The organism is Kitasatospora sp. NPDC089509, from assembly GCF_044749365.1.
In the GTDB taxonomy this organism is placed as follows: domain Bacteria; phylum Actinomycetota; class Actinomycetes; order Streptomycetales; family Streptomycetaceae; genus Kitasatospora.
In genome coordinates this window covers 103,072-126,932 of record NZ_JBIVHS010000015.1, presented here as the reverse complement: position 1 = coordinate 126,932, position 23,861 = coordinate 103,072, and the positions used below count along the sequence as shown (strand labels likewise).

Annotated in this window: 25 protein-coding genes; 15 read left to right on the top strand and 10 right to left on the bottom strand. The window is 72.5% G+C overall.

Annotated elements, in window-relative coordinates; genetic code table 11:
* The first annotated feature begins 203 nt into the window (after positions 1-203).
* From ACIP4P_RS28025 to ACIP4P_RS28010, 4 genes are read left to right on the top strand one after another with little or no spacing between them, the layout of a single operon-like run.
* Positions 204-341: a hypothetical protein gene (locus ACIP4P_RS28025; RefSeq protein ID WP_400923035.1), complete on the top strand. Its 138-nt coding sequence runs from the start codon at positions 204-206 to the stop codon at positions 339-341.
* Positions 342-355: 14 nt separating this feature from the next.
* Positions 356-1,546: a cupin domain-containing protein gene (locus ACIP4P_RS28020; RefSeq protein WP_400923033.1), complete on the top strand. Its 1,191-nt coding sequence runs from the start codon at positions 356-358 to the stop codon at positions 1,544-1,546.
* Positions 1,543-2,442 carry an aldo/keto reductase gene (locus ACIP4P_RS28015; RefSeq protein ID WP_400923032.1) on the top strand — a complete coding sequence of 300 codons (900 nt, stop codon included), beginning with the start codon at positions 1,543-1,545 and terminating at the stop codon, positions 2,440-2,442. Before ACIP4P_RS28020 ends, ACIP4P_RS28015 begins: the two co-directional genes overlap by 4 nt.
* Positions 2,423-3,274 (top strand): hypothetical protein, encoded by an 852-nt coding sequence (locus tag ACIP4P_RS28010; RefSeq protein WP_400923030.1) that lies wholly within the window; start codon positions 2,423-2,425, stop codon positions 3,272-3,274. The genes ACIP4P_RS28015 and ACIP4P_RS28010 overlap by 20 nt, the downstream gene beginning before the upstream one ends.
* Positions 3,275-3,736: 462 nt before the next feature.
* On the opposite strand, the gene ACIP4P_RS28005 is transcribed toward ACIP4P_RS28010, so the two are convergent.
* Together ACIP4P_RS28005 and ACIP4P_RS28000 are read right to left on the bottom strand one after the other, a co-directional pair.
* Positions 3,737-3,958, bottom strand: a complete 222-nt coding sequence (locus ACIP4P_RS28005) for a DUF397 domain-containing protein (RefSeq protein WP_400923028.1) — start codon at positions 3,956-3,958, stop codon at positions 3,737-3,739.
* Positions 3,955-4,800, bottom strand: coding sequence for a helix-turn-helix domain-containing protein (locus ACIP4P_RS28000; RefSeq protein ID WP_400923025.1), 846 nt, complete (start codon positions 4,798-4,800; stop codon positions 3,955-3,957). Before ACIP4P_RS28000 ends, ACIP4P_RS28005 begins: the two co-directional genes overlap by 4 nt.
* A 312-nt stretch (positions 4,801-5,112) precedes the next feature.
* On the opposite strand from ACIP4P_RS28000, the gene ACIP4P_RS27995 reads away from it, so the two are divergent.
* From ACIP4P_RS27995 to ACIP4P_RS27980, 4 genes are all read left to right on the top strand, one after another.
* Positions 5,113-5,508 carry an ATP-binding protein gene (locus ACIP4P_RS27995; protein WP_400923023.1) on the top strand — a complete coding sequence of 132 codons (396 nt, stop codon included), beginning with the start codon at positions 5,113-5,115 and terminating at the stop codon, positions 5,506-5,508.
* A gap of 238 nt (positions 5,509-5,746) precedes the next feature.
* Complete coding sequence (locus ACIP4P_RS27990) at positions 5,747-6,127, top strand: hypothetical protein (protein WP_400923022.1); 381 nt, start codon at positions 5,747-5,749, stop codon at positions 6,125-6,127.
* A gap of 84 nt (positions 6,128-6,211) precedes the next feature.
* Positions 6,212-6,397: a hypothetical protein gene (locus tag ACIP4P_RS27985; protein ID WP_400923020.1), complete on the top strand. Its 186-nt coding sequence runs from the start codon at positions 6,212-6,214 to the stop codon at positions 6,395-6,397.
* A gap of 156 nt (positions 6,398-6,553) precedes the next feature.
* On the top strand, positions 6,554-6,961 hold the full coding sequence (locus tag ACIP4P_RS27980) for a hypothetical protein (RefSeq protein ID WP_400923018.1): 408 nt from the start codon (positions 6,554-6,556) through the stop codon (positions 6,959-6,961).
* A gap of 88 nt (positions 6,962-7,049) precedes the next feature.
* Here the strand turns inward: ACIP4P_RS27980 and ACIP4P_RS27975 are convergent, their stop codons facing one another.
* Together ACIP4P_RS27975 and ACIP4P_RS27970 are read right to left on the bottom strand one after the other, a co-directional pair.
* Positions 7,050-7,472, bottom strand: coding sequence for an SRPBCC family protein (locus ACIP4P_RS27975; RefSeq protein WP_400923016.1), 423 nt, complete (start codon positions 7,470-7,472; stop codon positions 7,050-7,052).
* Between the two features lie 115 nt (positions 7,473-7,587).
* Positions 7,588-8,070, bottom strand: coding sequence for an SRPBCC family protein (locus ACIP4P_RS27970; protein WP_400923014.1), 483 nt, complete (start codon positions 8,068-8,070; stop codon positions 7,588-7,590).
* A 61-nt stretch (positions 8,071-8,131) separates the two neighbouring features.
* On the opposite strand from ACIP4P_RS27970, the gene ACIP4P_RS27965 reads away from it, so the two are divergent.
* The 3 genes from ACIP4P_RS27965 (at position 8,132) to ACIP4P_RS27955 (ending at position 10,039) form a co-directional block, all read left to right on the top strand.
* Complete coding sequence (locus ACIP4P_RS27965; protein ID WP_400923012.1) at positions 8,132-8,731, top strand: TetR/AcrR family transcriptional regulator; 600 nt, start codon at positions 8,132-8,134, stop codon at positions 8,729-8,731.
* 94 nt (positions 8,732-8,825) lie between these two features.
* On the top strand, positions 8,826-9,473 hold the full coding sequence (locus ACIP4P_RS27960) for a formylglycine-generating enzyme family protein (RefSeq protein ID WP_400923010.1): 648 nt from the start codon (positions 8,826-8,828) through the stop codon (positions 9,471-9,473).
* A 35-nt stretch (positions 9,474-9,508) separates the two neighbouring features.
* Positions 9,509-10,039 carry a GNAT family N-acetyltransferase gene (locus ACIP4P_RS27955; protein WP_400923008.1) on the top strand — a complete coding sequence of 177 codons (531 nt, stop codon included), beginning with the start codon at positions 9,509-9,511 and terminating at the stop codon, positions 10,037-10,039.
* A 66-nt stretch (positions 10,040-10,105) separates the two neighbouring features.
* Here the strand turns inward: ACIP4P_RS27955 and ACIP4P_RS27950 are convergent, their stop codons facing one another.
* From ACIP4P_RS27950 to soxR, 3 genes are all read right to left on the bottom strand, one after another.
* A complete protein-coding gene (locus ACIP4P_RS27950) occupies positions 10,106-11,689 on the bottom strand; it encodes an FAD-dependent monooxygenase (RefSeq protein ID WP_400923006.1) in 1,584 nt (527 codons plus the stop codon).
* Between the two features lie 91 nt (positions 11,690-11,780).
* Complete coding sequence (locus tag ACIP4P_RS27945) at positions 11,781-12,719, bottom strand: phosphotransferase family protein (RefSeq protein ID WP_400923004.1); 939 nt, start codon at positions 12,717-12,719, stop codon at positions 11,781-11,783.
* Between the two features lie 80 nt (positions 12,720-12,799).
* A complete protein-coding gene (gene soxR, locus ACIP4P_RS27940; RefSeq protein WP_400923002.1) occupies positions 12,800-13,351 on the bottom strand; it encodes a redox-sensitive transcriptional activator SoxR in 552 nt (183 codons plus the stop codon).
* 56 nt (positions 13,352-13,407) lie between these two features.
* Between soxR and ACIP4P_RS27935 the strand changes: the two genes are divergently transcribed.
* Positions 13,408-14,121 (top strand): transketolase, encoded by a 714-nt coding sequence (locus ACIP4P_RS27935; protein WP_400923000.1) that lies wholly within the window; start codon positions 13,408-13,410, stop codon positions 14,119-14,121.
* Between the two features lie 54 nt (positions 14,122-14,175).
* Positions 14,176-15,069 (top strand): transketolase family protein, encoded by an 894-nt coding sequence (locus tag ACIP4P_RS27930; RefSeq protein WP_400922998.1) that lies wholly within the window; start codon positions 14,176-14,178, stop codon positions 15,067-15,069.
* A 1-nt stretch (position 15,070) separates the two neighbouring features.
* On the opposite strand, the gene treZ is transcribed toward ACIP4P_RS27930, so the two are convergent.
* The 3 genes from treZ to glgX form a co-directional block, all read right to left on the bottom strand.
* Entirely contained in the window at positions 15,071-16,912 is a 1,842-nt protein-coding gene (gene treZ, locus ACIP4P_RS27925) for a malto-oligosyltrehalose trehalohydrolase (protein ID WP_400922997.1), read from the bottom strand.
* A 2-nt stretch (positions 16,913-16,914) separates the two neighbouring features.
* The gene (gene treY / locus ACIP4P_RS27920) at positions 16,915-19,344 is read right to left on the bottom strand and encodes a malto-oligosyltrehalose synthase (RefSeq protein ID WP_400922995.1); all 2,430 of its coding nucleotides are present in this window, start codon (positions 19,342-19,344) and stop codon (positions 16,915-16,917) included.
* A gap of 148 nt (positions 19,345-19,492) precedes the next feature.
* A complete protein-coding gene (gene glgX, locus ACIP4P_RS27915) occupies positions 19,493-21,607 on the bottom strand; it encodes a glycogen debranching protein GlgX (protein WP_350514677.1) in 2,115 nt (704 codons plus the stop codon).
* 439 nt (positions 21,608-22,046) lie between these two features.
* Here glgX and ACIP4P_RS27910 point away from each other — a divergent pair, with 439 nt between their 5' ends.
* Both ACIP4P_RS27910 and ACIP4P_RS27905 read left to right on the top strand, forming a co-directional pair.
* Positions 22,047-23,321: an SAV2148 family HEPN domain-containing protein gene (locus ACIP4P_RS27910; protein ID WP_400922992.1), complete on the top strand. Its 1,275-nt coding sequence runs from the start codon at positions 22,047-22,049 to the stop codon at positions 23,319-23,321.
* Between the two features lie 46 nt (positions 23,322-23,367).
* Positions 23,368-23,820, top strand: a complete 453-nt coding sequence (locus tag ACIP4P_RS27905) for a GNAT family N-acetyltransferase (RefSeq protein WP_400922990.1) — start codon at positions 23,368-23,370, stop codon at positions 23,818-23,820.
* The last annotated feature ends 41 nt before the right edge of the window (positions 23,821-23,861 follow it).

Genomic DNA, 23,861 nt, shown 5'->3' with positions numbered 1-23,861 from the left:
GTCACGTCCAGGTATGCGTCATGGATGCGACATCGATGCGTCAATTCTGCTCTGGTCCACGCTGGTTGGAGGCGGTTCTGTAGAGACCTGTCGGAAGGGATTCGGCTGCTGGCCGGCTCCTTTCCTCAGCTTGGTTGGCATCCCACCACCCAAGTCCTCCCGCCGGAACCCCGGCGGGATTGTCCATACAGAAGGGAAAGAGCATGGTGCACAACAGCACCCCGGCGGCTCCGGCCGCGGAGGGCGGCCTCCTCGTTGCGGCGCGGAAGATCGCTGCGGCGCGGGTTCGCACCGAGCAGCCGTCCGACGTCAGCAGTGGCCGTTCCGACGGCAACGACTGATCCGGCCGCCCACGATGCTTGATGCTGCCTCGTGGGCGGCGCGTCTGGGCGGGGACTCGTTCCTCGCCCAGACGTTCAACCGCTCCTACGCCGTCATCCCTGGGCAGGTCGCCGATGTCGCCGACCTGCTCTCCTGGGATGACCTCAACGCCATCCTCGCCACACAGCGGCTGGAGCCCCCACGGCTGCGGCTGTCGTTGGAAGGCGAGATGGTGCCGCTTCACCGGTACGCGTTGCCGGTGACCACCCGCCGGTCGGTGACATGGCATCGTGTTCAGCCGGCCGAGCTGCACGCCCGCCTGGCCGAGGGCGCTTCGCTCGTTCTGGACTCCATCGAGAAGATCCACCCGCCCATCGGAACGGCCGCTGAAGGTCTGGAGCGCTTCCTCGGCACGCTGGTGCAGGTCAACGCCTACGCCTCGTGGACCGGGAAAGAAGGCTTCGGCACCCATTGGGACGACCACGACGTGGTGGTTGTACAGATGTACGGAGCCAAGCGCTGGCGGCTCTACGGCTCCACCCGTGAAGCTCCGACATTCCGAGATGTCGAAAGCCCGGACCCTCCCGAGGGTGAGCCGGTCGCCGACATCGTGCTGACGGCTGGTGACGTGCTCTACCTGCCACGCGGCTGGTGGCACGCGGTGTCGGCCGACCAGGGTTCGGAGTCGCTGCACCTCACCTTCGGCCTGGTCACCAACACGGGAGCCGATCTCCTGACCTGGGTGGTCGACCAGCTACGATCTCGTACCGCCCTGCGGCTGGACGTGCCGCGGTTCGCTTCGCCGTCGGTGCAGGCCAGATACGTGGAGAACCTGCGGGCAGAGGTGCTGCGCGAGCTGAGCGACCCCGACCTGGTCAATCGGTGGGCCGAGTCGATGGACACCACTCACTACGGCCGGGCGATCACCTCGTTGCCGTACATCGAGGGCCTGCCGGTCAAGGCCGAAGTAACGGTGCGCCTGACCACACCACGGGCCAGGCTGACGGAACACGCGCCGAAGGGGATCGTCACCTTGGCGGCGGCGGGCACGGCATGGGACTTCGCTGTTCAGGCCACCCCGCTGCTCCGGATGCTGCTTACCGGGGAGCCGGCCACGCTGGGGGCGCTGGCTGAGATCGCCAGACTGGAGGTCAAGGACGTGGCTGCCCTGGTGTCAGTGCTCATCGAGGGGCAAGCGGTTGCTGTTGTCGGGACGGCACTGTGACGGCCGTGTTGGGGCTGGGGACGTACCGGGTGCGCGCCGTTGCTCAAGCGGCGCGCACCGCCCTCGCGGCGGGCGCTGCCTGGGTCGACACCGCCCCGAACTATGCGGACGGCTTCGCCCAGCAGCAGTTGGCGCAGGTGTTGGGAGATTTCCCGGATGTTCGGATATCGACCAAGACCGGCTTCTTCACGGCGGCCCAGGGTCGAGCTGCGGTCGCCGCCGGCGTGCTGCCCGCCGACGCGGCGGCGGGCAGCCATAGCCTTGCGCCGATCTTCGTCCGATGGCAGGCGGAGCGCGCGCTGAACGTGCTCGGCTACGCCGATCTGGTGTTCGTCCACAACCCCGAGCGAGTCGACCATGACCGTGTTCAGGTGCTGTTCGAGCTTCGGGAAGCCTTCGCGGTGCTGGAGGAGCTCGCCCAAAGCGGTCAGATCGGCGGGTACGGCGTCGCCACTTGGTCTGGCCTGACCTCGGGCGCGTTCACGGTGCTCGAATTGCTCGGCCTCGCCGGGGAGGCTGCCGGCTCAGACGCACACCACTTCACGGGCCTCCAACTGCCGGTCAGCCTGGTCATGGCCGATCCCATCGACCAGGCGCTCGGTGGAGGTGGGCCGCTCGTCCAAGCGCAAGACGCCGGTGTCATCACCTTCGCCTCTGCACCGCTGCACGGCGGTGAGCTACCCGGCCTGATGACGCCCGAACTGGTGGAGTTCATTCGTCCCGGCCTGTCGGCTCCGGCCGCTGCACTCCTGACGGTTGCGTCCTGTCCCGGCCTGGACGTGGTCCTCGTGTCAGCCAGTACTCCGGAACACTGGGACGATGCTGCGAAGGCCGTGGCCGTCCCCCTGGCACCTGAACGTTTGAGGAGCATCCTTGATGAACTCGCCGCCGGATGAGGCGACTCAAGCCCGCATGGAGGCCGCCCACCAGACCGCTGCCCTACTCCTGGGGCTGATCTGTACCGGCCCCGCGGTCTGGGGTTTCCAGGGCCGAACGCTGGGCCGACGAGCCGGCAATCGGTGGCTGCGAGTCAACTGCACGACCAAGGCCAATGCTCAGCGCAAGCCGGGCGAAGGCATCGTCGGCGCGTCCACCCTGATTCCGGACGATGTCCCCCGACCGCGTCTGCACGACATGATCGACTGGTCGGAGGACGAATGCATGTACCAGGCCGAGGTCACTGACTACGTGACCCACCCGGTCATCTCGCCGGATCGCGCTGACCTCGCCCATGACCCCGGCCTACCGGACGAGTGGTGGAGCAGCCTGCGCGACGCCCTGAGTCGGCTTGGCCAGGCGGAAGGCGTCCGCACCACCGTCCGACCCGAATGGATCGAGCGGGCCTTCCCTCAGTTCCTCGGTATCCCCGCCCCGGAGAAAGTCGAACGGGTCACCGGCCATGCTGATCTGCACTGGGGCAACCTGACGGCCCCGCTCACCCTGCTCGACTGGGAGCGCTGGGGGCTGGTTCCCGTCGGCTACGACCCGGGCCTGCTCCATGCCAACAGTCTGCTCGTCCCCACGGTGGCCGCCCGTCTCCAGGCGGAGTTCGTGTCGGTGCTGGACAGCCCTGCTGGCCGGATCGGGGAGCTGGTCGCCCTGGCCGAGATGCTGCAAGCCGTTGCCCGAGGTTGGTACCGCGAGCTGGCCCCTCTGTTGGCCGACCGCGCGGCCGAACTGACCGGTGTCAGACCGCCCGCCAGCGCGAATCCAATGCTCACGGCGTGACGGTAATCGGGGGCACCGTGAAACCCGCAAGCGCTGGGCAGGACGTAGAAACTGCCTGCCCAGCGCTTGTGGCTATGGGTACGAGGTAAAGGGTCGCCATCCCCTCGAACATCTGAAGTGCAGGAAGCAGACGGAGGGATCCGCCGTTCCGGCCATCGAAGCCGATCTGCACATTTTGGTCGAACGATCAGACCGCGAACGTCTCGTGGTCGACGCGACGCTCCCACACGGACCGGAACGCTGACGTGCAGAGTGGAGCCGATCAACTCGAAGAAGCTGGGCACCTTCTGCGACATCACAGGCCCTCCTGAGCACGGGCACCGGCAGGGGCGGAATCCGGATCAGGACCTCGTCGGCCGGGATCGTGTTGTCGTGATCGGGACCATGCCCTGCTTCCAGGCCCCGGCGATCAGTGCGAAGAGCGGGCGGCCCCGCGTGCCACGCGGGGCCGCCCGGGAGATTTCAAGGGGTGGCGGGGAAGTCGCCGGAACGGATGCCGGCGATGAAGGAGCGCCAGGCCTCGGGAGAGATGCCGAGGGCCGGGCCATGAGGGTCCTTGCTGTCGCGGACCGGGACGATGCCAGCGATGCTGTCGGCCATCTCGACGCAGTCGTCATTCGGGTTGCTGGCGGCTGCCTTCTTCCACTGCACGGGGAGTGCGGAGGCGACAGGAAAGTGGGTCACTTGAACGTGTCTCTCTTCTGTGTGATGAGGTCGCGTGACTTGTCGAGGGACAAGGCGGTTGCCATGATTTCGTCGAACGCCGCTCGGTAGATGTCGACTTGGTGTGGATCCTCCACCCAGTCACTGCTGAGCATCCCGCTGAGCAGAACCAGGTCGAGATCGCGCTGTCGAAACTCCAGGAGTGCGAACGGACCGGTCATTCCGGGGTGTGGTGGAGCCATGGCGGGCATGACCTGGATCCTGATGTTGGGGAGCTGGCTGAACTGCAGCAGCTTGTCCAACTGGTCGACCATCACGCCGGAGGCGGCGCTCATACTCAGGGCTGCCTCATGGATCACGGCCCACAGTTTGAGTGGATTCTCGGATCGAGTCAGGACGGACTGCCTGTTGATCCGGACCTCGACACGTTCTTCGACACTGGGATTGTTGATCACGCCACTGGAGATGATCGCGTGGGCGTATTGGCGGGTCTGTAGCAGGCCGGGGATGTAGGCGGACTGATAGGACTTGTTCGCTATTGCTGTTTCTTCAAGGCGGATCAAGTCGGTGTAGAGCGGGTTCAGCTGCTCGTAGCCGGCCATCCAGCCGGGGCGGCGCTTGTCCCGCAGGATCTCGACGAGGACCTCCTTGAGCTCCTCGTCGCACCCGTAGAAGTCGAGCAGCGCGCGGACGACGTCGGGCTTCAGCTGGACGCGAGCGTTCTCGTAGCGGCTCAGCTTCACGAGGTTGATGCCCTCGACTTGGGCCGCCACCTCTTCGGCTGACAGGTTCCTCAGCTCGCGAAGCCGCTTCAGCTCAGCGGCGATGCGTCGGTACCGCACGGCTGGCACTGCGACTGCCATGTACGTAACCCCTTCAGGACGTTCAGGGACCAGTGTGCATGCGAGTGGTGACGGTTCGCCACCATCGGCAGCAGCCTAGAGGGCGCACCTTGCTCTCGAATCTGAAAGTTTTCATATTTCATCGACTTGCCTTGCGATCTCTCGCGGCGATGCTCCATGCTGTGCGTAACGAAGCGCTGTCTGTGTGTGACATGCATGGCGTGAGGCTGTAGCGCGCTCTCGTGGGGCGCTTCGTGTTGGACGTGTACGGGCTGCCGCTGTCGCCGCCCGGCCTTCTCCACTCATTTCGTGTGCCTGGAAGGTGATTTCGCCATGTCTCGAACCTCCTCCTCCACCATCTGGCTCCCGCGCAGCCGTCGTTCCCCCGCCATCGCGCGCCAGCGGCTCGCCGCCCTCCTGTCCTCTGCTCCCGACGGCGGCCGCTTCCTCGACTCCGGGCTGGTGGTCACTACCGAGTTCGTCACCAACGCCGTTCTGCACGGCACGCCGATCGGGCACCTCATCTACTTCGCCCTCGACCTCGACCCCACGCGGCTCCGCATCGAGGTGCACGACGCCCGGGGTGACCGCCTCCCCGCCCTCGCCGCGCCCGGTCTCGACGGCGAGACCGGGCGCGGCCTCCAGCTCGTCGACTCCCTTACCGCGAACTGGGGTTGCAGCCCGCGCCGTCCCATCGGCAAGATCGTCTGGGGCGAGGTGGCGGGATGAGGGCTGACCATGAGATCCGGATCGAGCCCCCTGGGATCCGGCCGACGGGCCGCGCGCGGCGCCAGGTCCTGGGGTGCGTCCGGCGGTGGGTGCTCGCCGGGCCCAGAGGCCGAGGGCACGCCTGAGCGGCTCCGCCCCCGCGTGTTAGATTTGAACTCGTTCAAATAAAGGGGGCGGCATGGCCGGGATTCCGGTGAGTGCGCGGTGGCTGGCTGGAGCTGCCGGCACTGTGTTCCTGGTGCCGTTCATTCTCACCGCGCTCACGCGCGGGGTCAGTGGGCAGCTCTACCTCTGCGCGATCGGGCTGCTGACCGGCACCTTCTGCACCGTGCCGGTCTTCTATCGCCGCAGGGACCGCTTCCGGGTCGCCTGTGCGGCGGCCGGGTTCAGCGTCGCCGCCGTGTGGGTGCCGGTGCTGGTCATCGGCCTGCTGGCCGCGATCGGTTTGGGGGCCTGGGGGTGGTTCCTCGGCTACCTGGTCCTCCCGCTCGCGGCGATCGCCGCGCTGATCGGGGCCTTCCAGCGAGCCTGCGGGCCCGGAGTCGGCCGAGCGGCGGTGGCCGTCGGCTGGTCAGCGGCGGCCGTCTCGGCGGCCTGCTGGTTCCCGCTGGCGTTCTGAGGCCGGCCGACCAGGCACGTGGTCGACCGGTCCCGTCCTATGCCGAGGTCAGCCGGCCAGGACGGTGGCCGTGGCGCGGGAGTGGTGAGCTCGGCGTCGGCGATGTACGCGGAGAGGTCCACCGAGAACCTGGTCCACGCGCCGTCGGTCGAGGCGGCGCTCACCGGCACGGTCACGGTCTTCGGCCCGCCGAAGCAGGGGGCGTGGACCGAGCCGCGGCCCGACACCCCCGACTGGGTGCCCTGCACGGTGATGGCGGCCGACTGGTAGTCCGGCAGACACTGGTACGTGACCGAGACGTTCAGGGTCTGTCCGGCGTCCGCGACGGCGGCGCCGTTGATGCCGACCTTGAGGCCCCCGACGGCGTGCGCGGAGCCGTCCGATAACCGGATGCCCGGCCCGTAGCGGCATCGGTACCCTCGCCCGGTGATCGACCACGGCATCTCCCTCCCGTACTTCCGGCTCCACGTCGTGCCCGCCGTCGTGGCCCTGGCCAGCCCGACCTGGCAGCGCGAAGTGTGGCTGGACCAGGAGCAGTTGGAGGATCTCGACTACATCGTGCACGTGCTCTTCGACGACTTCTGCGACGCGCACGAGCCCGCCCGCTTTCTGGGCGGGAGCCTGCGCACCGAGCAGGAGGTCGAGTTGATGGCCCGGCTCGGCGTCGCCTACAGCGCGGTGCAGGACGCCGTCGGTGCCCGGTCGCCCGACGAGGTGTTCCTGGATGCCCCGGGCTGGCCCGCAGTGGTCTCTGCGGCGGCCCGGCTGGCGCAGGTGATGCTGGCAAACGACTATGCGGCCCTGGCCGCACGGCCCGAGGCCGGGCACTCCTGACCGACGGGAGCGGCCGGGCGCGCGGGAAGCTCGTGCTGTTAGGCGGTTGATGCGGCGGCCCGGCCGGGATCCGGCCGGGCCACGGGCCTCAGCCCGCGAACTGCTCCCGCAGGGCGGCCAGGCCGACGGTGAAGACCCCGTGCACCCGCTCGGTGGACTCCTTGCGGTGCTCGGCCTCGATGTCGTACGTGACGCTCCACTCCACGAAGCTGGCGCCCAGCTCGGTGACCGGGGTGACCCGCAGGGTGGCCCGGTAGCCGTCGAAGTGGAAGGTGCCGTCGGGGAAGCTGTAGGTGTAGCTGCGGGCCTCGCCGTCGTAGGCGACCAGCGTCTCGTGCAGCACGATGCCGTCGAACTCGAACACCCGCACCGTGCCGATCGTGTTGCCCGTCAGCTCGTTGCCGAGGGTGCTCGGCGGCAGGTGGGGGTGCCAGTCGCCGAGGGCGTGGTAGTTCCCGATCACGTCCCAGACCTGCTCGGCCGGGGCCTCCACCACCGTGCTGACCGTCAAGACCGCCATGGTCCTCGCCGCCTTCCGTCCGTTCGTCCGTTGATCCGTTCCGTGCGGCACCATCCTGAGGCAATGTCAGGCGCCGTCGCCAGGAGGCCGGTGCTCCCTGCCGCCGTCAGCGGTGGACGAGCCGGCGCAGCAGCCGTACGCGGGTGCTCCAGCGCGCGGGGGAGTCGACGGTGCCGCCGCAGGCGCGGACGGCCCGGTCGAGGGAGTCCTCCACCAGGGCGTCGTGCAGCCAGCGGAAGGCGAGTGGCCAGGCGAGCCGTGCCGGGCCGCGCAGCCGCATGGCGATGGTGTGGTTCAGCACCGAACCGCCGTCCCCGGGTCGGACGGTGAACTCGTGGAACCCGTCGAACCCGCGCGGGGCGCTGAACCGGAAGCGCACCCACCGGCCCGGCTGGTACCCGACGACCCGGTAGCGGATCGGGCCGTGTCCGCCGGAGGAGCCGACGGCGAGCGGGCCGTCGAGGTGCAGGCGGGGCCAGGCGGAGCCGGGCCAGAGCCGGTCGTCCGGGCCGGCCAGGCCGTCGAGGAGTGTGCCGACCGTCGACTCCGGTGCCGGGATGGTGCGTTGGTGGACGTTGATGACCGCCATCGTGGATCCTCCTGGTTTTGGATGGGTCCCTCCAATTGAATTGGAGAGTACTCTCCAATGCATGCCCAGGCCACCCCGTCACGACGAAGCCACCCTCCTCGACGCCGCCGTCCGCCTCGCCGCCACCGGTGGACCGGCCGCCGTCACGATGTCCGCCGTGGCCCGCGAGAGCGGCGCGCCCAACGGCTCCGTCTACCACCGCTTCCCCCAGCGCTCGGCGCTGCTCGCCGAGTTGTGGCTGCGGACGCTGGACGAGTTCCACGCGGCCTACCTGCCCGCCTTCGCCGCGGACGCCGAGCCGCGCCCCGCCGCCGGGGCGGCCGCCCGGCAGGTCGTCGCCTGGAGCCGGGCGAACCGGGAGCGGGCCGTCGTCCTGCTGCACGGCGTGCACGCCTTCGGCCGGGCCGAGTGGCCCGAGGAGCAGCTGAAGCGCGAACGGCAGGCCGCGGTCCGGGTGCGGCGGGCGGTGGCCGGGCTGGCCGAGCGGCTCGGCGCCGCGACACCGCTGGACCTCGACCGGGTCACCCTCGCCGTCGTCGGCCTGCCGCTCGCCGTCGTCCGGCCGCACCTGCACGCGGGCACCCCGCTGCCCGCGCACGCCGAGGAACTGGCCGCGCAGGGCGCCGTCGACCTGGTGGGCGGGATCGGGTCGTCGGCGTAGGGGCCGCCCCGGCGCGGCCGCAGGCCGCCGGCCGGAGCTGGGTCACCGGCCGGAGCTGGGCTGCCGCTGGATCAGGGCCGTAGGATCGCCGATCATGGACCCTCGCACCGGACTGATCGCCGTCCCGCCCGGCCGCGTCACCCTCTCCGACCGCCGCACCCAGCGGAGTTGGAGCGTCGAGGTGGCCGCGTTCGAGCTGGCGGCCTGTCCGGTCACCCGTGAGCAGTACGAGGGCGCCGCGGGCGACCGCCGCCCGGCGCACAGCGTCTCCTGGCTGGACGCCGTCCGGTACTGCAACGAGCTGTCCCGGCGCGAGGGTCGTCGGCCCGCCTACGAGCTGGACGGGACGGACGGCGAGGACGTCGCCTGGGACCGCACCGCCGACGGCTACCGGCTGCCCGCCGAGGCCGAATGGGAGCACGCCTGCCGCGCCGGCACCGACGGCCCGCGCTACGGCCCGCTGGACGAGATCGCCTGGCACCGCGGCAACTCCGGCGAACGCCCGCACGAGGTCGGCGAGTTGCGGCCCAACGCCTACGGGCTGTACGACCTGCTCGGCAACGTCTGGGAGTGGTGCTGGGAGCGCTACGACCCCGAGGTGTACGGAAGTTACCGCGTGCTGCGTGGCGGCGGCTGGTTCGACGAGCACTGGAGCTGCCGCGCCTCCGTCCGCCGCCGCAGCCACCCGACGCTGCGGATCGACGACGTCGGCTTCCGGGTCGCCCGCTCGGCGACGGACTGAGGAACAGTCAAACGATCTCGGGCGTTGGCGGCTGCGTGAACGCAACGAAGATCACCCTCCGTCCGATAGTCGAAGCCGACCTCACCGCCATGGGCGGAATGCTGAACGACCCCGACGCGCTGGGCGAGTTCCAGTGGTACGGCTGGGGCGATCCCGAGCGCTTCCGCCGGCGGTGGGCCGAGCACGGACTGCTGAGCGAGGAGCAGTGGGTGTTCGCGGTGGCGGGAGACGCGGGCGAGTTCCTCGGCTTCGTCGCCGCCAGTCGCAAGGGCGCGCGCCCGACCGCCCCGTACTGGAGCATCGGCGTGCAGCTGCTGCCGCAGGCGCGCGGGCGGGGGATCGGTACGACGGCCCAACGCCTGCTGGTGGACTACCTGTTCGCGCACACCCCGGTGATGCGACTGGAGGCGGACACCGAGGCCGGGAACCTCGCCGAGCAGCGGGTGCTGGAGAAGCTGGGCTTCACCCGCGAGGGGGTGCACCGGGCGATGGCCTTCCGGGACGGGCAGTGGCGCGACATGGTCTACTACAGCCTGCTGCGCACCGATCCGCGCCCCTGGCAGTAGCCGCAGGCCGCAAGCCGCCAAGCCCGCAAGCCGCCAAGCCCGCGAGCCGCCAAGCCGCAAGCCGCGTCACCCGAGCCAGGCCGCCAGCGCCGCGCCCAGCAGCGCGAGATCCGGGGTGCCGCCCGCCCGGCAGGTCCAGGCGATGACGCCGTCCGGGCGGATCAGCGCGGCGGAGAGGTTCTCGCCGTGGATCGCGGTGACCTCCCTGGCCCGCAGTCGGTCGTCCAGCCGGGCGCGGGCCGCCGCCAGCGCGGGGCTGCCGGGCGGGGCGAGTAGCAGGAAGCCGCCGCCGGTGGTGAGTCGGCTCAGTCGGGTGCTGGCGCCGCCCGGAAGGTCGAGCAGCAGGTCGGGGGCGGGCCGGCCGAACCGGGGGTGCGGTTCGGCGGGCGCGTACGGCAGGTCGTAGCGGGTGTCGAGCCCGGACAGCAGCCGGCCGAAGTAGCGGTTCACCTCGGGGAAGTCCATCAGGTCGGCGACGATCGACCGCAGGGCCTCGGTGTGCGGGCCGGGCAGCAGCAGGGCGGACTGGGCGCGGGCGTTGTGCAGCACGGCGGCGGCGACCGGGTGCCGTTCGGCGGTGTAGCCGTCGAGCAGGCCCTCCGGGGCCTCCTCGCGCACCACGGCGGCCAACCGCCAGCCGAGTGCGACGGCGTCCAGCAGCCCGAGGTCGAGGCCCTGGCCGCTGCCCGGTGAGTGGACGTGGGCGGCGTCCCCGGCGAGCAGGATCCGGCCGTTCCGGTAGTCGGTGACCTGGTGGGCGTGGTCGGTGAAGCTCACGGCGTCGGTGAACCGGGTGACGAAGACCCGGGCGTCGGCGGCCCGCCGGGCGCTGCCCTCCAACTCCTCGGCGGTGATCGGCCCCTGGTGGTCGGAGTGCGGGACGGCGGGCTCGTACACCTCGACCGAGCCCCCGCCGTGCAGCACGGTGCCGTGCGGAGTCCGGACGGTGGGTGGCAGGGCCTTCCAGGAGACCAGGTCCGCCCGGGCCCGGCGGCCGGTGACCAGCGGCCCGGTGCCCGGGAAGTCGAAGCCGGCCAGCTCGCGGACGGTGCTGAGGTGGCCGTCGCAGCCGACCAGGTACGGAGCCCGGCAGGACCGCGACTGCGGCGGCGAGACGGTGCCGGCGGTGAAGGAGACGGTGACGCCCCGGTCGTCCTGCCGGAGTCCCGTCACGGTGTGGGCCTGCCGGATCCGCACCCCGAGGTTCTCCGCGTGGGCGCGCAGGGCGGCCTCCAGGCCGGACTGCCCGATGGGCCGGCCCCGGCGCTCGGGCTCCTCCTGGAGCGCGGGGTCGATCGTCCCGATCCGGGCGAAGTGCCCGTTCCCGCGGTCGGGTTCGACGACCGCCCCGGCGTCCTTGGCCTTGGCCCTGCGCTTGCCCCGGCCCCTGCTCTTGCCCTTGGCTTTCCGGTGGGCATCCTCCGGAGCGTCGTCGTCGTCCCACCGGTGCAGGGCCAACAGCAGTTCGAGGCCGCGGCGTTGCAGGGCCTCGAAGGCGAGCGGGCCGATCCCGGGGGCCCGGCGCCGCGGGGACGGGCGGGGGACCTGCTCCAGGACGATCGTCTCGGCTCCGGCGAGGCGGAGTTCGGCGGCGAGCAGCAGTCCGACCGGCCCGGCGCCGACCACGATCACCTGGGTGTCATGGTTCATCGTTCCTCCTCGGGTCGATCGCCGGTCAGGGAACTCTACGGGAGCGGTGATCCGGGATCCGGGGCTGCGGGCGCCGTCCTCGCGGTCCGGCTCAGGCGACCCCGAACCACTCCTCGGCGAGGGCCTCCAAGGTCCGCGCCGATGGCTTCAACTCCCTGAGATACCAGGGTAGATCGCTGTACACGTGCAGAAGGGTGTACGCCATCAGCAGGCGCGGCTCGACGGGGCGGCCGTAGGCGGTGAGCAACTGCCCGAGCAGGTGCGGGTCGGCGCGGGTGGTGAACAGGCCGACGGCGACCAGGTCGTAGGCCGGGTCGCCGATCATCGCGGGCTCGAAGTCGACCAGGCCGGTGAGGCGCCAGCCGCCCGCAGGGTCGGTGATCAGGTGCTCGCGCATGAACTCGGTGTGCAGCAGGGCGCGTTGCTTTCCTGACGGGAGCGGGCCGGACGGCAGCGGGGCGGCGGCGAGGAAGTCCGGGATCTGCTCCAACCAGGCCTCGGACAGGCCGCGTTCGCGCTGGCGCTCGACGGCCCCGGCCCGCTGCCGGTCGAGGAAGGCGCGCCAGTCCTCGGGCCCGAGTACGTCGGCGAGCGGCTCGGCGTCCAGGGCGTGCAGGGTGGCGAGCGCCTCGCCGCAGTCGTGGGCGATCCGCGCGCGCTCGGCCGGTGGGATGCGCGGCCAGGCCCCGGCCAGGCCCTCGCCGTGGAGCCGGGACATCAGCAGGTAGCGCCAGCCGTCGACGTCCGCGCCGGCCGCCCGGACGGACGGCGTGGGGATTGGCAGTGCGCCGTCCAGGAAGGCCAGGACGCGCTCCTCCGTCAGGGCGTCCCGCGCGCTGCCGGCCGGGAACAGCTTGAGCACGTGCTCGGCGCCCACCGCGTAGACCGGGACGGACCCCGCCGCGAAGCGCTCCAGCGGCAGCCCGCCGAGGCCGAGGCGCGCGCACAGCGCCTGGGCGCCCGGGCGCAGCACCGACTCGTCGGGGAGGACCGCGTCCCCCTGCTCGTCCGTCTCCACCAGGGGCAGCATGCCCCGCACCGTAGGCACACCAACGGCCCTGCGCCAAATGGTTTTTCAGCGTGCTGCCCGACGGGTTCAGCGTGCGTGCCTCAGCGTGCGGCCCGGCGGGTGGCGCAGCCGTCCGGGGCGTGCACCGGGGCCGGCTCCGGGCCGCTCTCCGGGTCGCGGGTGAGCAGGTAGCGGGCGCCGGAGCCTGTCCGGCCGGCCCGGTCCTCGGCGTTGTAGAGGGCGCAGCGGGTGAGCGAGAGGCAGCCGCAGCCGATGCAGCCGGTGAGCTTGGTCTTGAGCCGTTCCAGCTCGGCGATCTGCTCGTCGATCCGGCTCTGCCAGGAGGCGGCGACGGCGTCCCACTCGGTGCCGCTGGGGGCGGGCCGTTCGGGCAGCCGGTCCAGGGCGACCTTGGCCTCGTCCAGGGAGAGGCCGACCCGCTGGGCGGCCCGGACGAACGCGATCCGGCGCAGCGTGCCGCGCGGGTAGCGGCGCTGGCCGCCGGCGGTGCGGGTGGCGTGGATCAGGCCGAGGCTCTCGTAGTAGCGCAGGGCGGAGGCGGCGAGCCCACTGCGGGCGGCCAGCTGGCCGATGGTGAGCAGGTCGCCGGTGCGCGGGCCGGCGGGGCGGCCGCCGTCGGAGGTCGCGGTCATGGGCACCCACTGTAGCCGCTTGACCTCAAGCTGGCTTTAAGTTGCACGATCGACGCATGACGACGAAGACCAGCACGGACCTCGTGGCCGGGGCCCGTTTCGAGGACCTCCAGGCGCTGATGGCCCTGATGACCGGCGACGAGAAGCACGGCCCCGCCGCCACCTCCACCCTGGACGCGCTGTGGGTGCTGTACGACCGGGTGCTGCGGGTGACCCCGGACACCGCCGAGGCCCAGGACCGCGACCGCTTCCTGCTCTCCAAGGGGCACGGTCCGATGGCCTACTACGCCGTGCTCGCGGCGAAGGGCTTCATTGACCCGGCCGTGCTGCCGAGCTTCGGCGGCTACGACTCGCCGCTCGGCCACCACCCGGACCGCACCCTGCTGCCCGGCGTGGAGATCTCCTCCGGCTCGCTCGGCCACGGCCTGCCGCTGGGCGTCGGCACCGCGCTCGGCCTGCGGGCACAGGGGCTGACCGACCCGGCGGTGTGGGTGCTGGTCGGCGACGCCGAGTTCGACGAGGGCTCCAACCACGAGGCGGTGGCCTTCGCCGGCGCGTCCGGGCTGGACCGGCTGCACGTGGTGGTGATCGACAACTCCTCGGCCACCCACGGCTGGCGGGGCGGCATCGCCCAGCGGTTCGCCGCCGAGGGCTGGTCCACCGCGACCGTCGACGGCCGCGACCACGAGGCGCTGCACCGGGCGTACACCGCCGAGCACCCGGGCCGCCCGCACGCGGTGGTCGCCCGGGTCGAGCCCAAGAACCCCTGACCCCTATCCAGTCGACATCCAGCCAACCGCCGGACGATGAGAGGCACTTCACCGATGGACACCATGCGCGACCGCTTCGTCGACGTCACCACCCGTCTGCTGGACGAGGACCCCCGGCTGGCCGTGGTGCTCGCCGACATCACTGCCGCCGCCTTCGAACCCGCCCAGCGGCGCCATCCCGACCGGGTGGTCAACGTCGGCATCCGCGAGCAGCTGCTGATCGGCGCGGCCGGCGGGCTGGCGCTGACCGGGATGCGGCCGATCGCCCACACCTTCGCCAGCTTCCTGATCGAACGGCCCTGGGAGCAGGTCAAGTTGGACCTGGTCCACCAGGGCGTCGGCGCGGTGCTGGTGAGTGCGGCCGGCTCCTACGACTGGCCGGCCGGCGGCCGCACCCACATGTCCCCGGGCGACGTCGCCCTGCTGGACACCCTCCCGGGCTGGACGGTGCACGTCCCCGGCCACCCGGACGAGGCCGAGCAGCTGCTGCGCCATGCCTACGCGGACGGTGACCGCAACGTGTACGTCCGGCTGTCCGCCCACCAGAACGACGCGCCGGTCGCGGTCGAGCCCGGCCGCTTCACCACCGTGCGCACCGGCGGCCGGGGCGTGGTGCTGGCCGTCGGCCCGATGCTGGACGCGGTGCTGGCGGCGACCGAGGGCCTGGATGTCACCGTGCTGTACGCGGCGACGGTGCGCCCCTTCGACGCCGCCGGGCTGCGCGCCGCGCTGGGCGAGAAGGCGGACGTGGTGCTGGTGGAGCCGTACCTGGCGGGCACCTCGGCGAACGAGGCGCACGCGGCGCTGGCCGACCGCCCGCACCGGGTGCTGGCCCTGGGCGTGCCCCGGGAGGAGCACCGGCAGTACGGCGCGATCCCCGAGCACCTGGCCGCCTACGGCCTGGACGCGGCTTCGCTCAAGGCGCGGATCGGCACCTTCCTCTGGTGAATCAGCCGGTCAGTACCACCGCCACCGAGTCCGCCGCCAGCCGCACCGCCCCGCCCTCCGGCACCCCCGTACCCTCCGGCACCTCCGTACCCTCCGGCACCTCCGTACCCTCCGGCACCTCCGTACCCTCCGGCACCTCCGTACCCTCCGGCACCCCCGTACCCGCCAGCGCCGCCGTCCCGAAGGCCGCCACCACCTCCCGCCCGGTGCCCGCCAGCGGCACCGCCGCCTCGCCCGGGCCCAGGTTGACCGCGACCCGGTACGGCCCCCGGTGCACCACCAGCCAGCCCGCCGCCTCGTCGTACACCACCCGCACCGCGCCGAGGTCCGGATCGGCGAGCTCCGGCCGGGTGCGCCGCAGCAGGATCAACGTCCGGTACCAGTCGAGCAGTTCGGAGTGCGGGGCGCGCCGGGGCTCGGTCCAGTCGAGCACCGAGCGCAGCAGGGTGGCCGGCTCCTGCGGGTCCGGCACAGCCTCGGCGGCCCAGCCGTGCTCGGCGAACTCCCGCCACCGGCCCCGTCGGACGGCCTCCGCCAGCTCCGGGTCGGTGTGGTCGGTGAAGTACTGCCACGGGGTGGCGGCGCCCCACTCCTCGCCCATGAACAGCATCGGGGTGAACGGCGAGGTGAGCACCAGTGCGGCGCCGCAGGCCAGTCGGCCGGGCGGCAGCGAGGTGGAGATCCGGTCGCCGAGCGCCCGGTTGCCGACCTGGTCGTGGGTCTGCAGGTAGCCGAGCAGCCGGTGGCCCGCCGTCGAGCCGAACGGCCGTCCGTGGCCGCGCTCCCGGAAGGTGGACCAGCCGCCGTCGTGGAAGAAGCCGTGGCGCAGCGCCTTGGCCAGGGCGGCGAGCGGCGCGCGGGCGAAGTCCCCGTAGTAGCCCTGGGATTCGCCGGTGAGCGCGCAGTGCAGGGCGTGGTGGAAGTCGTCGCTCCACTGGGCGGTGAGGCCGTGGCCGCCGGCCTCCCGGGCGGCGGTGGTGCGCGGGGTGTTGAGGTCGGACTCGGCGACCAGGAACAGCGGGCGGTTCTCCGTGACGGCCAACCGCTCGACGGCGCACGACAGTTCCTCCAGGAAGTGGACGGCCCGGTCGTCCACGAGGGCGTGCACCGCGTCCAGCCGCAGGCCGTCGATCCGGTAGTCGCGCAGCCAGGCCAGCGCGCTGCCGATCAGGTAGGCCCGCACCTCGTCCGAGCCGGGCGCGTCCAGGTTGACCGCCGAGCCCCACGGGGTGTGGTGCCGGTCGGTGAAGTACGGGCCGTACGCGGGAAGGTGGTTGCCGGACGGGCCGAGGTGGTTGTGCACCACGTCGAGGACCACCCCGAGCCCCTTGCGGTGCGCGGTGTCCACGAAGCGCTTGAGCCCCTCCGGCCCGCCGTAGGGCTCGTGCACGGCCCACGGTGACACCCCGTCGTAGCCCCAGCCGTGCCGGCCGGGGAACGGGCAGACCGGCATCAGTTCGACGAAGTCGACCCCCAACTCGACCAGGTGGTCGAGGTGTTCGGCGGCCGCGTCGAAGGTGCCGCGCGCGGTGAAGGTGCCGATGTGCAGTTCGTAGAGCACCGCGCCGGGCAGTGCGCGCCCGCGCCAGCCGGTCCGCGACCAGTGGAAGGCGGCGTGGTCCACCGCCCGGCTGGGGCCGTCGGGTCCGTGCGGCTGCCGGGGCGAGCGCGGGTCGGGCAGTGCCGGGCCGTCGTCCAGCCGGAAGGCGTAGTCGCCCTCGGGCGCCTCGCCGGACCACCAGCCCGAGCGCTCCGGGCAGCGCGCCAACTCGTGCTCCACGCCGTCGACTTCGACCCTGACGCGGACCGAGGCGTACGGCGCCCACACCTCGTACCGTGCCATCCTCAGCCCCTCCTCGTCAGCAGTGCCACCGGCGACGCCGCCAGCAGCTCGGCCACCGGCACCGGCCCGGCCGGGAAGCCGCGCAGCGACAGCAGGTCCGTCCAGGGGCCGCCGGCCGGCAGCTCCAGGACGGCGTCCCGCCAGCCGCCCGCCCGGGCCAGCCCGTACGGCAGCCGGGTGACGGCGGTGACCACGTCCGCCCCGCGGGCGAAGGCGAGCAGGTGCTCGGGGGCGTCCAGCGGCCGGTACGCGCCGAGCGGGCGGGAGCGGCGCAGGTGCAGGGCGGTGGCGGTGAGGTGCAGCTTCTCCCGGGCGAGGTCGCCGGGGCGCGGGGTGGCCGCGTCGGTGAGCCGTACGGCCAGCGCGCCGAGGTCGACCACGCCCCGGTTGTCCGGGTCGACCAGGGTGTACAGCGGCTCCTCGCTGCCCTGGTAGAGGTCGGGCACGCCCGGGACGGTCAGGTGCAGCAGGGCGGCGGCCAGGGTGTTGGCGCGGGCGTACGGGCCGAGCGCCCGCACGGTGCCCTCGATCCGGGGGAGCAGCCCGGCGTTGCCGTACACGGCGCGGGCGCGCTGCTCCAGGGCTTGTTCGTAGCGCGGGTCGGGGGTGGTCCAGGAGGTGTGCAGCTTGGCCTCCCGGGCGGCCTTGAGCAGGGCGGCGACCAGCCGGTCCGGGTCGATCGGCCAGGCGGCGACCAGGGTGTGCCAGAGCAGCCAGTCGGTGTCGCGGTCGAGTCCGGGGGCGGCGGGCCCGGCGGCGGTGGACCAGGCGGCGGCCTCGGCGGCCCAGGCCTCCGGCTGCTCGGCGAGGACGGCGAGCCGGGCCCGGGCGTCGGCGCTGCGCTTGGTGTCGTGGGTGGAGAGCGCCGTCATGCTGTGCGGCCAGGCCCGCTCCAGGTAGCGGCACCAGTCGTGGAACCCGGCCGGGGGCAGCCCGGGCCGGGCCGGTTCGCCGCCGACCTCGTTGAGGCCGGGCAGGGCGTTCCAGCGGTAGAAGGCGGTGTCCTCGACGCCCTTGGCGGCGACCGCGGCGGCGGTCTGGGCGAAGCGGGCGCAGAACTCCTCGTGGTCGGGGCCGCGCCCCAGCTCGCCCAGCGCCAGCGCGGCGACCAGCCGCACGGTCGGGTCGTCCGCGTCGTCCACGGCCAGGTCGGGGTCCGCGGCGGGCTCCCCGGGCCGCGCGTACGGCCGGTACGCCGGGTACTCGGTGAGCAGCCGCCGCAGGGCCGCGCGCAGCTGCCAGGGCGCGTGGTCGGCGTGGGCGGGTTCGGCCGCGCCGATCCGCAGCGCGATCCGGACCAGCCGCTCGATCTCGGCGCTCAGCTCGCCGCCGGGCCCGGTCATGTCGGCCCGGCCGCGCCGGGCGGCGGCCACCGCCGGGTGCGGGTCCTCGCACCTGCCCTGGGCCGGACCGCCCGCCGGCCCGCCGTGCAGGAAGGCCCGGTACGCCCCGGCGAGCCGCCCGGCGCCCGCGTGGTCGAGGAGCACGCCGTCGATCCGGCGCAGCGCGTCGTACCCGGTGGTGCCGGCCACCGGCCAGTCCGCGGGCAGCCGCTCCTCGCCGGTGAGGATCTTCTCGACGACGACGTAGGCGCCGCCGGTGGCCCCGGCCAGCCGGCGCAGGTAGCCGCGCGGGTCGGCGAGCCCGTCCGGGTGGTCGATCCGGAAGCCGTCCAGGACCCCGTCGGCGTGCAGCCGCAGCAGCACGGCGTGGGTGGCGGCGAAGACCTCCGGGTCCTCGACCCGGACGGCGATCAGCTCGTTGACGGTGAAGAACCGCCGGTAGTTGAGCTCGGTGCGGGCGAGGCGCCACCAGGCGAGCCGGTACCACTGGCGGGCCAGCAGTTCGGGCAGCGGCAGCCCGGCGGTGCCCGGGCGCAGCGGCAGCTCGTGCCGGTGGTAGCGCAGCGTGTCCCCGTCCACCACCAGCTGGTCGAGGGCGGCGCCGAGCCGGTCGCCGAGCAGCGGCAGCAGCACCCGCCCGCGCGCGGGGGCGTCGGCGGGGCCGGGCTGCGCCGTCCAGTCGATGTCGAACCAGCGGGCGTACGGCGAGTCGGGCCCGTCCCGGAGCACCTGCCAGAGCGGGTGGTTGAGCCGTTCGGGGACGGGCACGGCCATGTGGTTGGGGACGACGTCGGCGATCAGTCCCAGGCCCTGCCGGTGCGCCTCGGCGGCCAGGGCGCGCAGGGCGGTCTCGCCGCCGAGCTGCTCGCTGATCCGGGTGTGGTCGACGGTGTCGTAGCCGTGGGTGGAGCCGGGGGTGGCCTCCAACAGCGGGGAGAGGTGCAGGTGGGAGACGCCGAGCGCGGCCAGGTAGGGGACGGCGGCGGTGGCGTCGCGCAGGGTGAATCCGGGCTGGAGCTGGAGGCGGTAGCTGGCGGTGGGGTGGGTAGCGGCCGGGCGGGGCTGCGCGGGCTCGGCGGCGGAGGTCATAGGTCCATAGGTACCCGGCCGGGCCCGCCGCCAAGACCCGCAGCTGACCCGAACAGGTGACCGCAAGATCCCTACGCCGGGCCGGGGATCCCCGCACGGACCCGGGAACGTCACCCGGCCCCGAGTCCCTCACCCGGCCCCGGGAGCCTCACGCGGGCCGCTGCAGCACCAGCAGCGAGCGGTCGGTGAGCCACAGCGCGTCCCCGGCCTTGACCCTCGCCCCGCCGCCGGGGGCGGGCAACCGGGGCTGGGCGGTGTCGACCACGACCTGCCACTCCTGCCCGTGGCCGGCGGGCACGGTGAACTCCAGCGGTTCGAAGTGGGCGTTGAACATCAGCAGGAAGGAGTCGTCGACGATCCGCCCGCCGCGCCGGTCCGGCTCGGAGATCGCGTAGCCGTTGAGGAAGACGGTCAGCGACTTGGCGTAGCTGGCGCCCCAGTTGCGCTTGGTCATCTCCTCCCCGGCGGGGGTGAACCAGGCGATGTCGGTGAGGTCGTCGTAGCCGCTCACCGCCCGCCCGTGGAAGAACCGCCGCCGCCGGAACACCGGGTGGTCGCGGCGCAGCCAGATCATCCCCTGGGTGAACTCCAGCAGCCGGGCCGCCGGGCCGTCGCCCTCGGGCCAGTGCACCCAGGCGAGTTCGTTGTCCTGGCAGTAGGCGTTGTTGTTGCCCTGCTGGGTGCGGCCGAGTTCGTCGCCGTGCGAGAGCATCGGCACGCCCTGGGAGAGCATCAGGGTGGCGATGAGGTTGCGCTGCTGGCGGGCGCGCAGCTCCTCGACGGCCGGGTCGGTGCTGGGGCCCTCGACGCCGCAGTTCCAGGAGCGGTTGAAGGATTCGCCGTCCCGGTTGTCCTCGCCGTTGGCCTGGTTGTGCTTGTCGTTGTAGGAGACCAGGTCGCGCAGGGTGAAACCGTCGTGGCAGGTGACGAAGTTGATGGAGGCGATCGGGCGGCGGCCGTCGTCCTGGTAGAGGTCGGAGGAGCCGGTGAGCCGGGAGCCGAACTCGGCCAGGGCGGCGTTCTCGCCGCGCCACAGGTCGCGCACGGTGTCCCGGTACATGCCGTTCCACTCCGTCCACAGCGGCGGGAAGTTGCCGACCTGGTAGCCGCCCTCGCCGAGGTCCCAGGGTTCGGCGATCAGCTTGGCCTGGGAGACCACCGGGTCCTGCTGGACCAGGTCGAAGAACGAGGACAGCCGGTCCACCTCGTGGAACTGCCGGGCCAGGGTGGCGGCGAGGTCGAAGCGGAAGCCGTCCACGTGCATCTCGGTGACCCAGTAGCGCAGCGAGTCCATGATCAGCTGGAGCACGTGCGGGCTGCGCATCAGCAGGCTGTTGCCGGTGCCGGTGGTGTCCTCGTAGAAGCGCTGGTCCTGGGCGAGGCGGTAGTAGGAGACGTTGTCCAGGCCGCGCAGCGACAGCGTCGGCCCGAGGTGGTTGCCCTCGGCGGTGTGGTTGTAGACGACGTCGAGGATGACCTCGATCCCGGCCGCGTGCAGCGCCTTGACCATCGACTTGAACTCCTGCACCTGCTGGCCGCGGTCGCCGGTGGAGGAGTAGGAGGAGTGCGGGGCGAAGAAGCCGATGGTGTTGTAGCCCCAGTAGTTGGCCAGGCCGAGGTCGCGCAGCCGGTGGTCGCGGACGAACTGGTGCACCGGCATCAGCTCGATCGCGGTGACGCCGAGCTTGGCCAGGTGCTCGATCACCGCCGGGTGGGCCAGGCCCGCGTAGCTGCCGCGGATCTCCTCGGGGATGCCCGGGTGCAGCCGGGTGAGGCCCTTGACGTGGGCCTCGTAGATGACGGTGCGGTGGTAGTCGGTGCGCGGCGGGTGGTCGGTGCCCCAGTCGAAGTACGGGTTGATCACCACCGAGTGCATCGTGTGCGGGGCGGAGTCGAGGTCGTTGCGGCGCTCGGGGGCGCCGAAGTGGTAGCCGTAGACGGACTCGTCCCAGTCGATGTGGCCGCTCATCGCCTTGGCGTACGGGTCCAGCAGCAGTTTGGCGCTGTTGTGCCGCTGGCCCAGGCCCGGGTTGTACGGGCCGTGCACCCGGAACCCGTAGCGCTGGCCGGGCTGGACGCCCGGGAGGTAGGCGTGCCGGACGAAGGCGTCCGTCTCGCGCAGTTCGACGGCGGTCTCCGAGCCGTCCCCGTCGATCAGGCACAGCTCGATCCGGTCGGCACTCTCCGAGAACACCGCGAAGTTGGTGCCGGCCCCGTCGTAGGTGGCACCGAGGGGGTAGGGCTTACCGGGCCAGACCTGCATGAGTCCTCAACTTCCTTGTGACAACTTCCTTGTGGCATACCGGAACTGACGTCCATTCGGATGTACGGTCGGACGACCCGGCCGGACCCGGACGCTCTCTTCCCGGCCGGGCGGCCGGGCATGTGCGGGCTCGGCGCGCCGTGACGCACGGCACAGCCCGCACACTCCCGGAGATACTCCCCGAGCGCCTCCCCGGCGGCCGGGAGGTACCGCCGGGGTTGCTCCGAACGGGTGTCCGGCGGGCATTCGTGTGAAGAGTGCCGGCCTCGTTGCGACGGGTGGGGCCGGTGGTGCGGACGGGCCCCTGGCCCATCCGGCTGCGGGCGGCTCGCGGCGGGCAGTACCCTTGATCGTCCGGCCGCCCCGGCCGACCGGTGCTTGTCAACGGCCCGTCAACGGCCCCCGCCCCTGCGGAGGTCAGCCGCAGATGAGGTGGCGCATGGTGTTCCCCGCTGGCGGCCGCGGCCCCGGGCCCGACGGCCCCGACCGAGGCGGTACCCGCAGCGAGGCGCCCACGGTCGTCATGCGCCCCACCCTGACCGGCCGGGCCCTCGTCCCCGCCCAGGCCGGCCCGGTCGAGGTCCCCGCGCTCGCCTGGTCGACCGGCGAGTGGGAGGAGTCCTACCAGCGGGTCCGGCTGTCCGGCCGCGCCTACGTCTGGCTCAACCTGGTCGAACAGCGGCTGCGCTCCCTGGTCGACGAGGTGCTGCACCCGATCTACGCCCCCGCCCACGGCGAGGACTGGGTCACCGCCGCCGCCGGACCGGCCGGCGAGGAGTGGGCCCACCGGGCCGGCGCGGTGCGCGAGGTCAGCCGCCGCAAGGGCTACCTGCTCGACCCGGCCGACGACGACCCGCTGGTCTTCCTCACCCTGCCCCAACTGCGCGAACTCATGGTCCAGCACTGGCCCTGCTTCGAGCCCTACCTCGCCGACCGGCGCGAGATCGAACTCGCCCTGGACGAACTGGAAGTGGCCCGGCACGTGGTCTCCCGCAACCGGGTGCTCACCCAGACCGTGCTGGCCCAGACCGAGCGCGCCGCCGCCCGGCTGCTCGCCGTCCTGGACGGCGGCGCCGGCGGGGTGCCCGCCGACGTGGTGGAGTCCCTGGTCGCCGGCCGCTACGCCGACGTGGTCGCGGTCCACGCCGACCGGGTCCGGCTGCAGCGCGACCTGCCCGTCGAGGACCTGCTGGACGGCGCCCGACGCCTCGACGCGCTCGGCATCGGCCTCGGCATGCTCTGCCAGAACTACACCGGCAAACGGCTGGTCCGGCTGGCCGGCGAGGGCTGCCGGGTCCGGCTGCTGTTCCTCAACCCGGCGAGCAGCGCGGTGCGCCGCCGCGAACGCGAACTCGGCCTCTCCCGAGGCGAGTTGTCCCGCTCGATCGAGATGAACATCATGCACGTGCGGCGGGTCCGGGCCCGGCTGCGGGACCAGGGCGGCTTCGAGATCCGGGTCTTCGACGAGACCCCGCGCTTCACCGCCTACCTGGTCGAGGGCCCCCGCCCCACCGGCCCGGTGGCCGGCCGACGGCAGAGCCGCGACCTCGGCGTCATCCAGCCCTACCTGCGCCGCTCCCGGGGCATGGAGTCCCCGGCCCTGATCCTGCGCGGCGGCGCCGGCCAGCAGCCGGGCGGCAGCGAACCGGGCCTGCTGGAGGTCTACCGCGAGGAGTTCGAGGGGATCTGGGCGGACTCCCGGAACGTGTCCTGAGAAAACCCCTGGTCAGGGGCGGGGCACCGGTGGAACACTGCGCGCCGTGAACAGCCTCCCCACCTGGACCCTGGTACCGGCCGGCCCCGAGGACCTCGACCCCATCGTCGACCTCAAGGCCCAGGTCATGCGCGCCGACCTGGAACGCCTCGGCCGCTGGGACCCGGACCGCTCCCGGGAACGGGTACGGAAGTCCTTCTCCGTCCGGCACACCTCGGTGCTGCGGATCGACGGGGCCTTCGCCGGATGCGTCACGATCCGCCCCGACGAACGCGGCGGGCGCCACCTGGAACTGTTCTACCTGGCCCCCCACCTCCAGGGCCGCGGCCTCGGCACCGCCGTGCTGCGCCACCTCCTCGCCGAGGCCGACACCGCGGGCGAACCCGTCCACCTGGTCGTCCTGCGCGGCAGCGCCGCCCGGCGGCTGTACGAGCGGCACGGCTTCGCCGTCGTCGCCGAGGACCCGATCGACGTCGCCATGCACCGGCCCGCGCCCTGACGGTCCACGTCGGCCCACGTCGGCCCGCGCCGTAACGATTC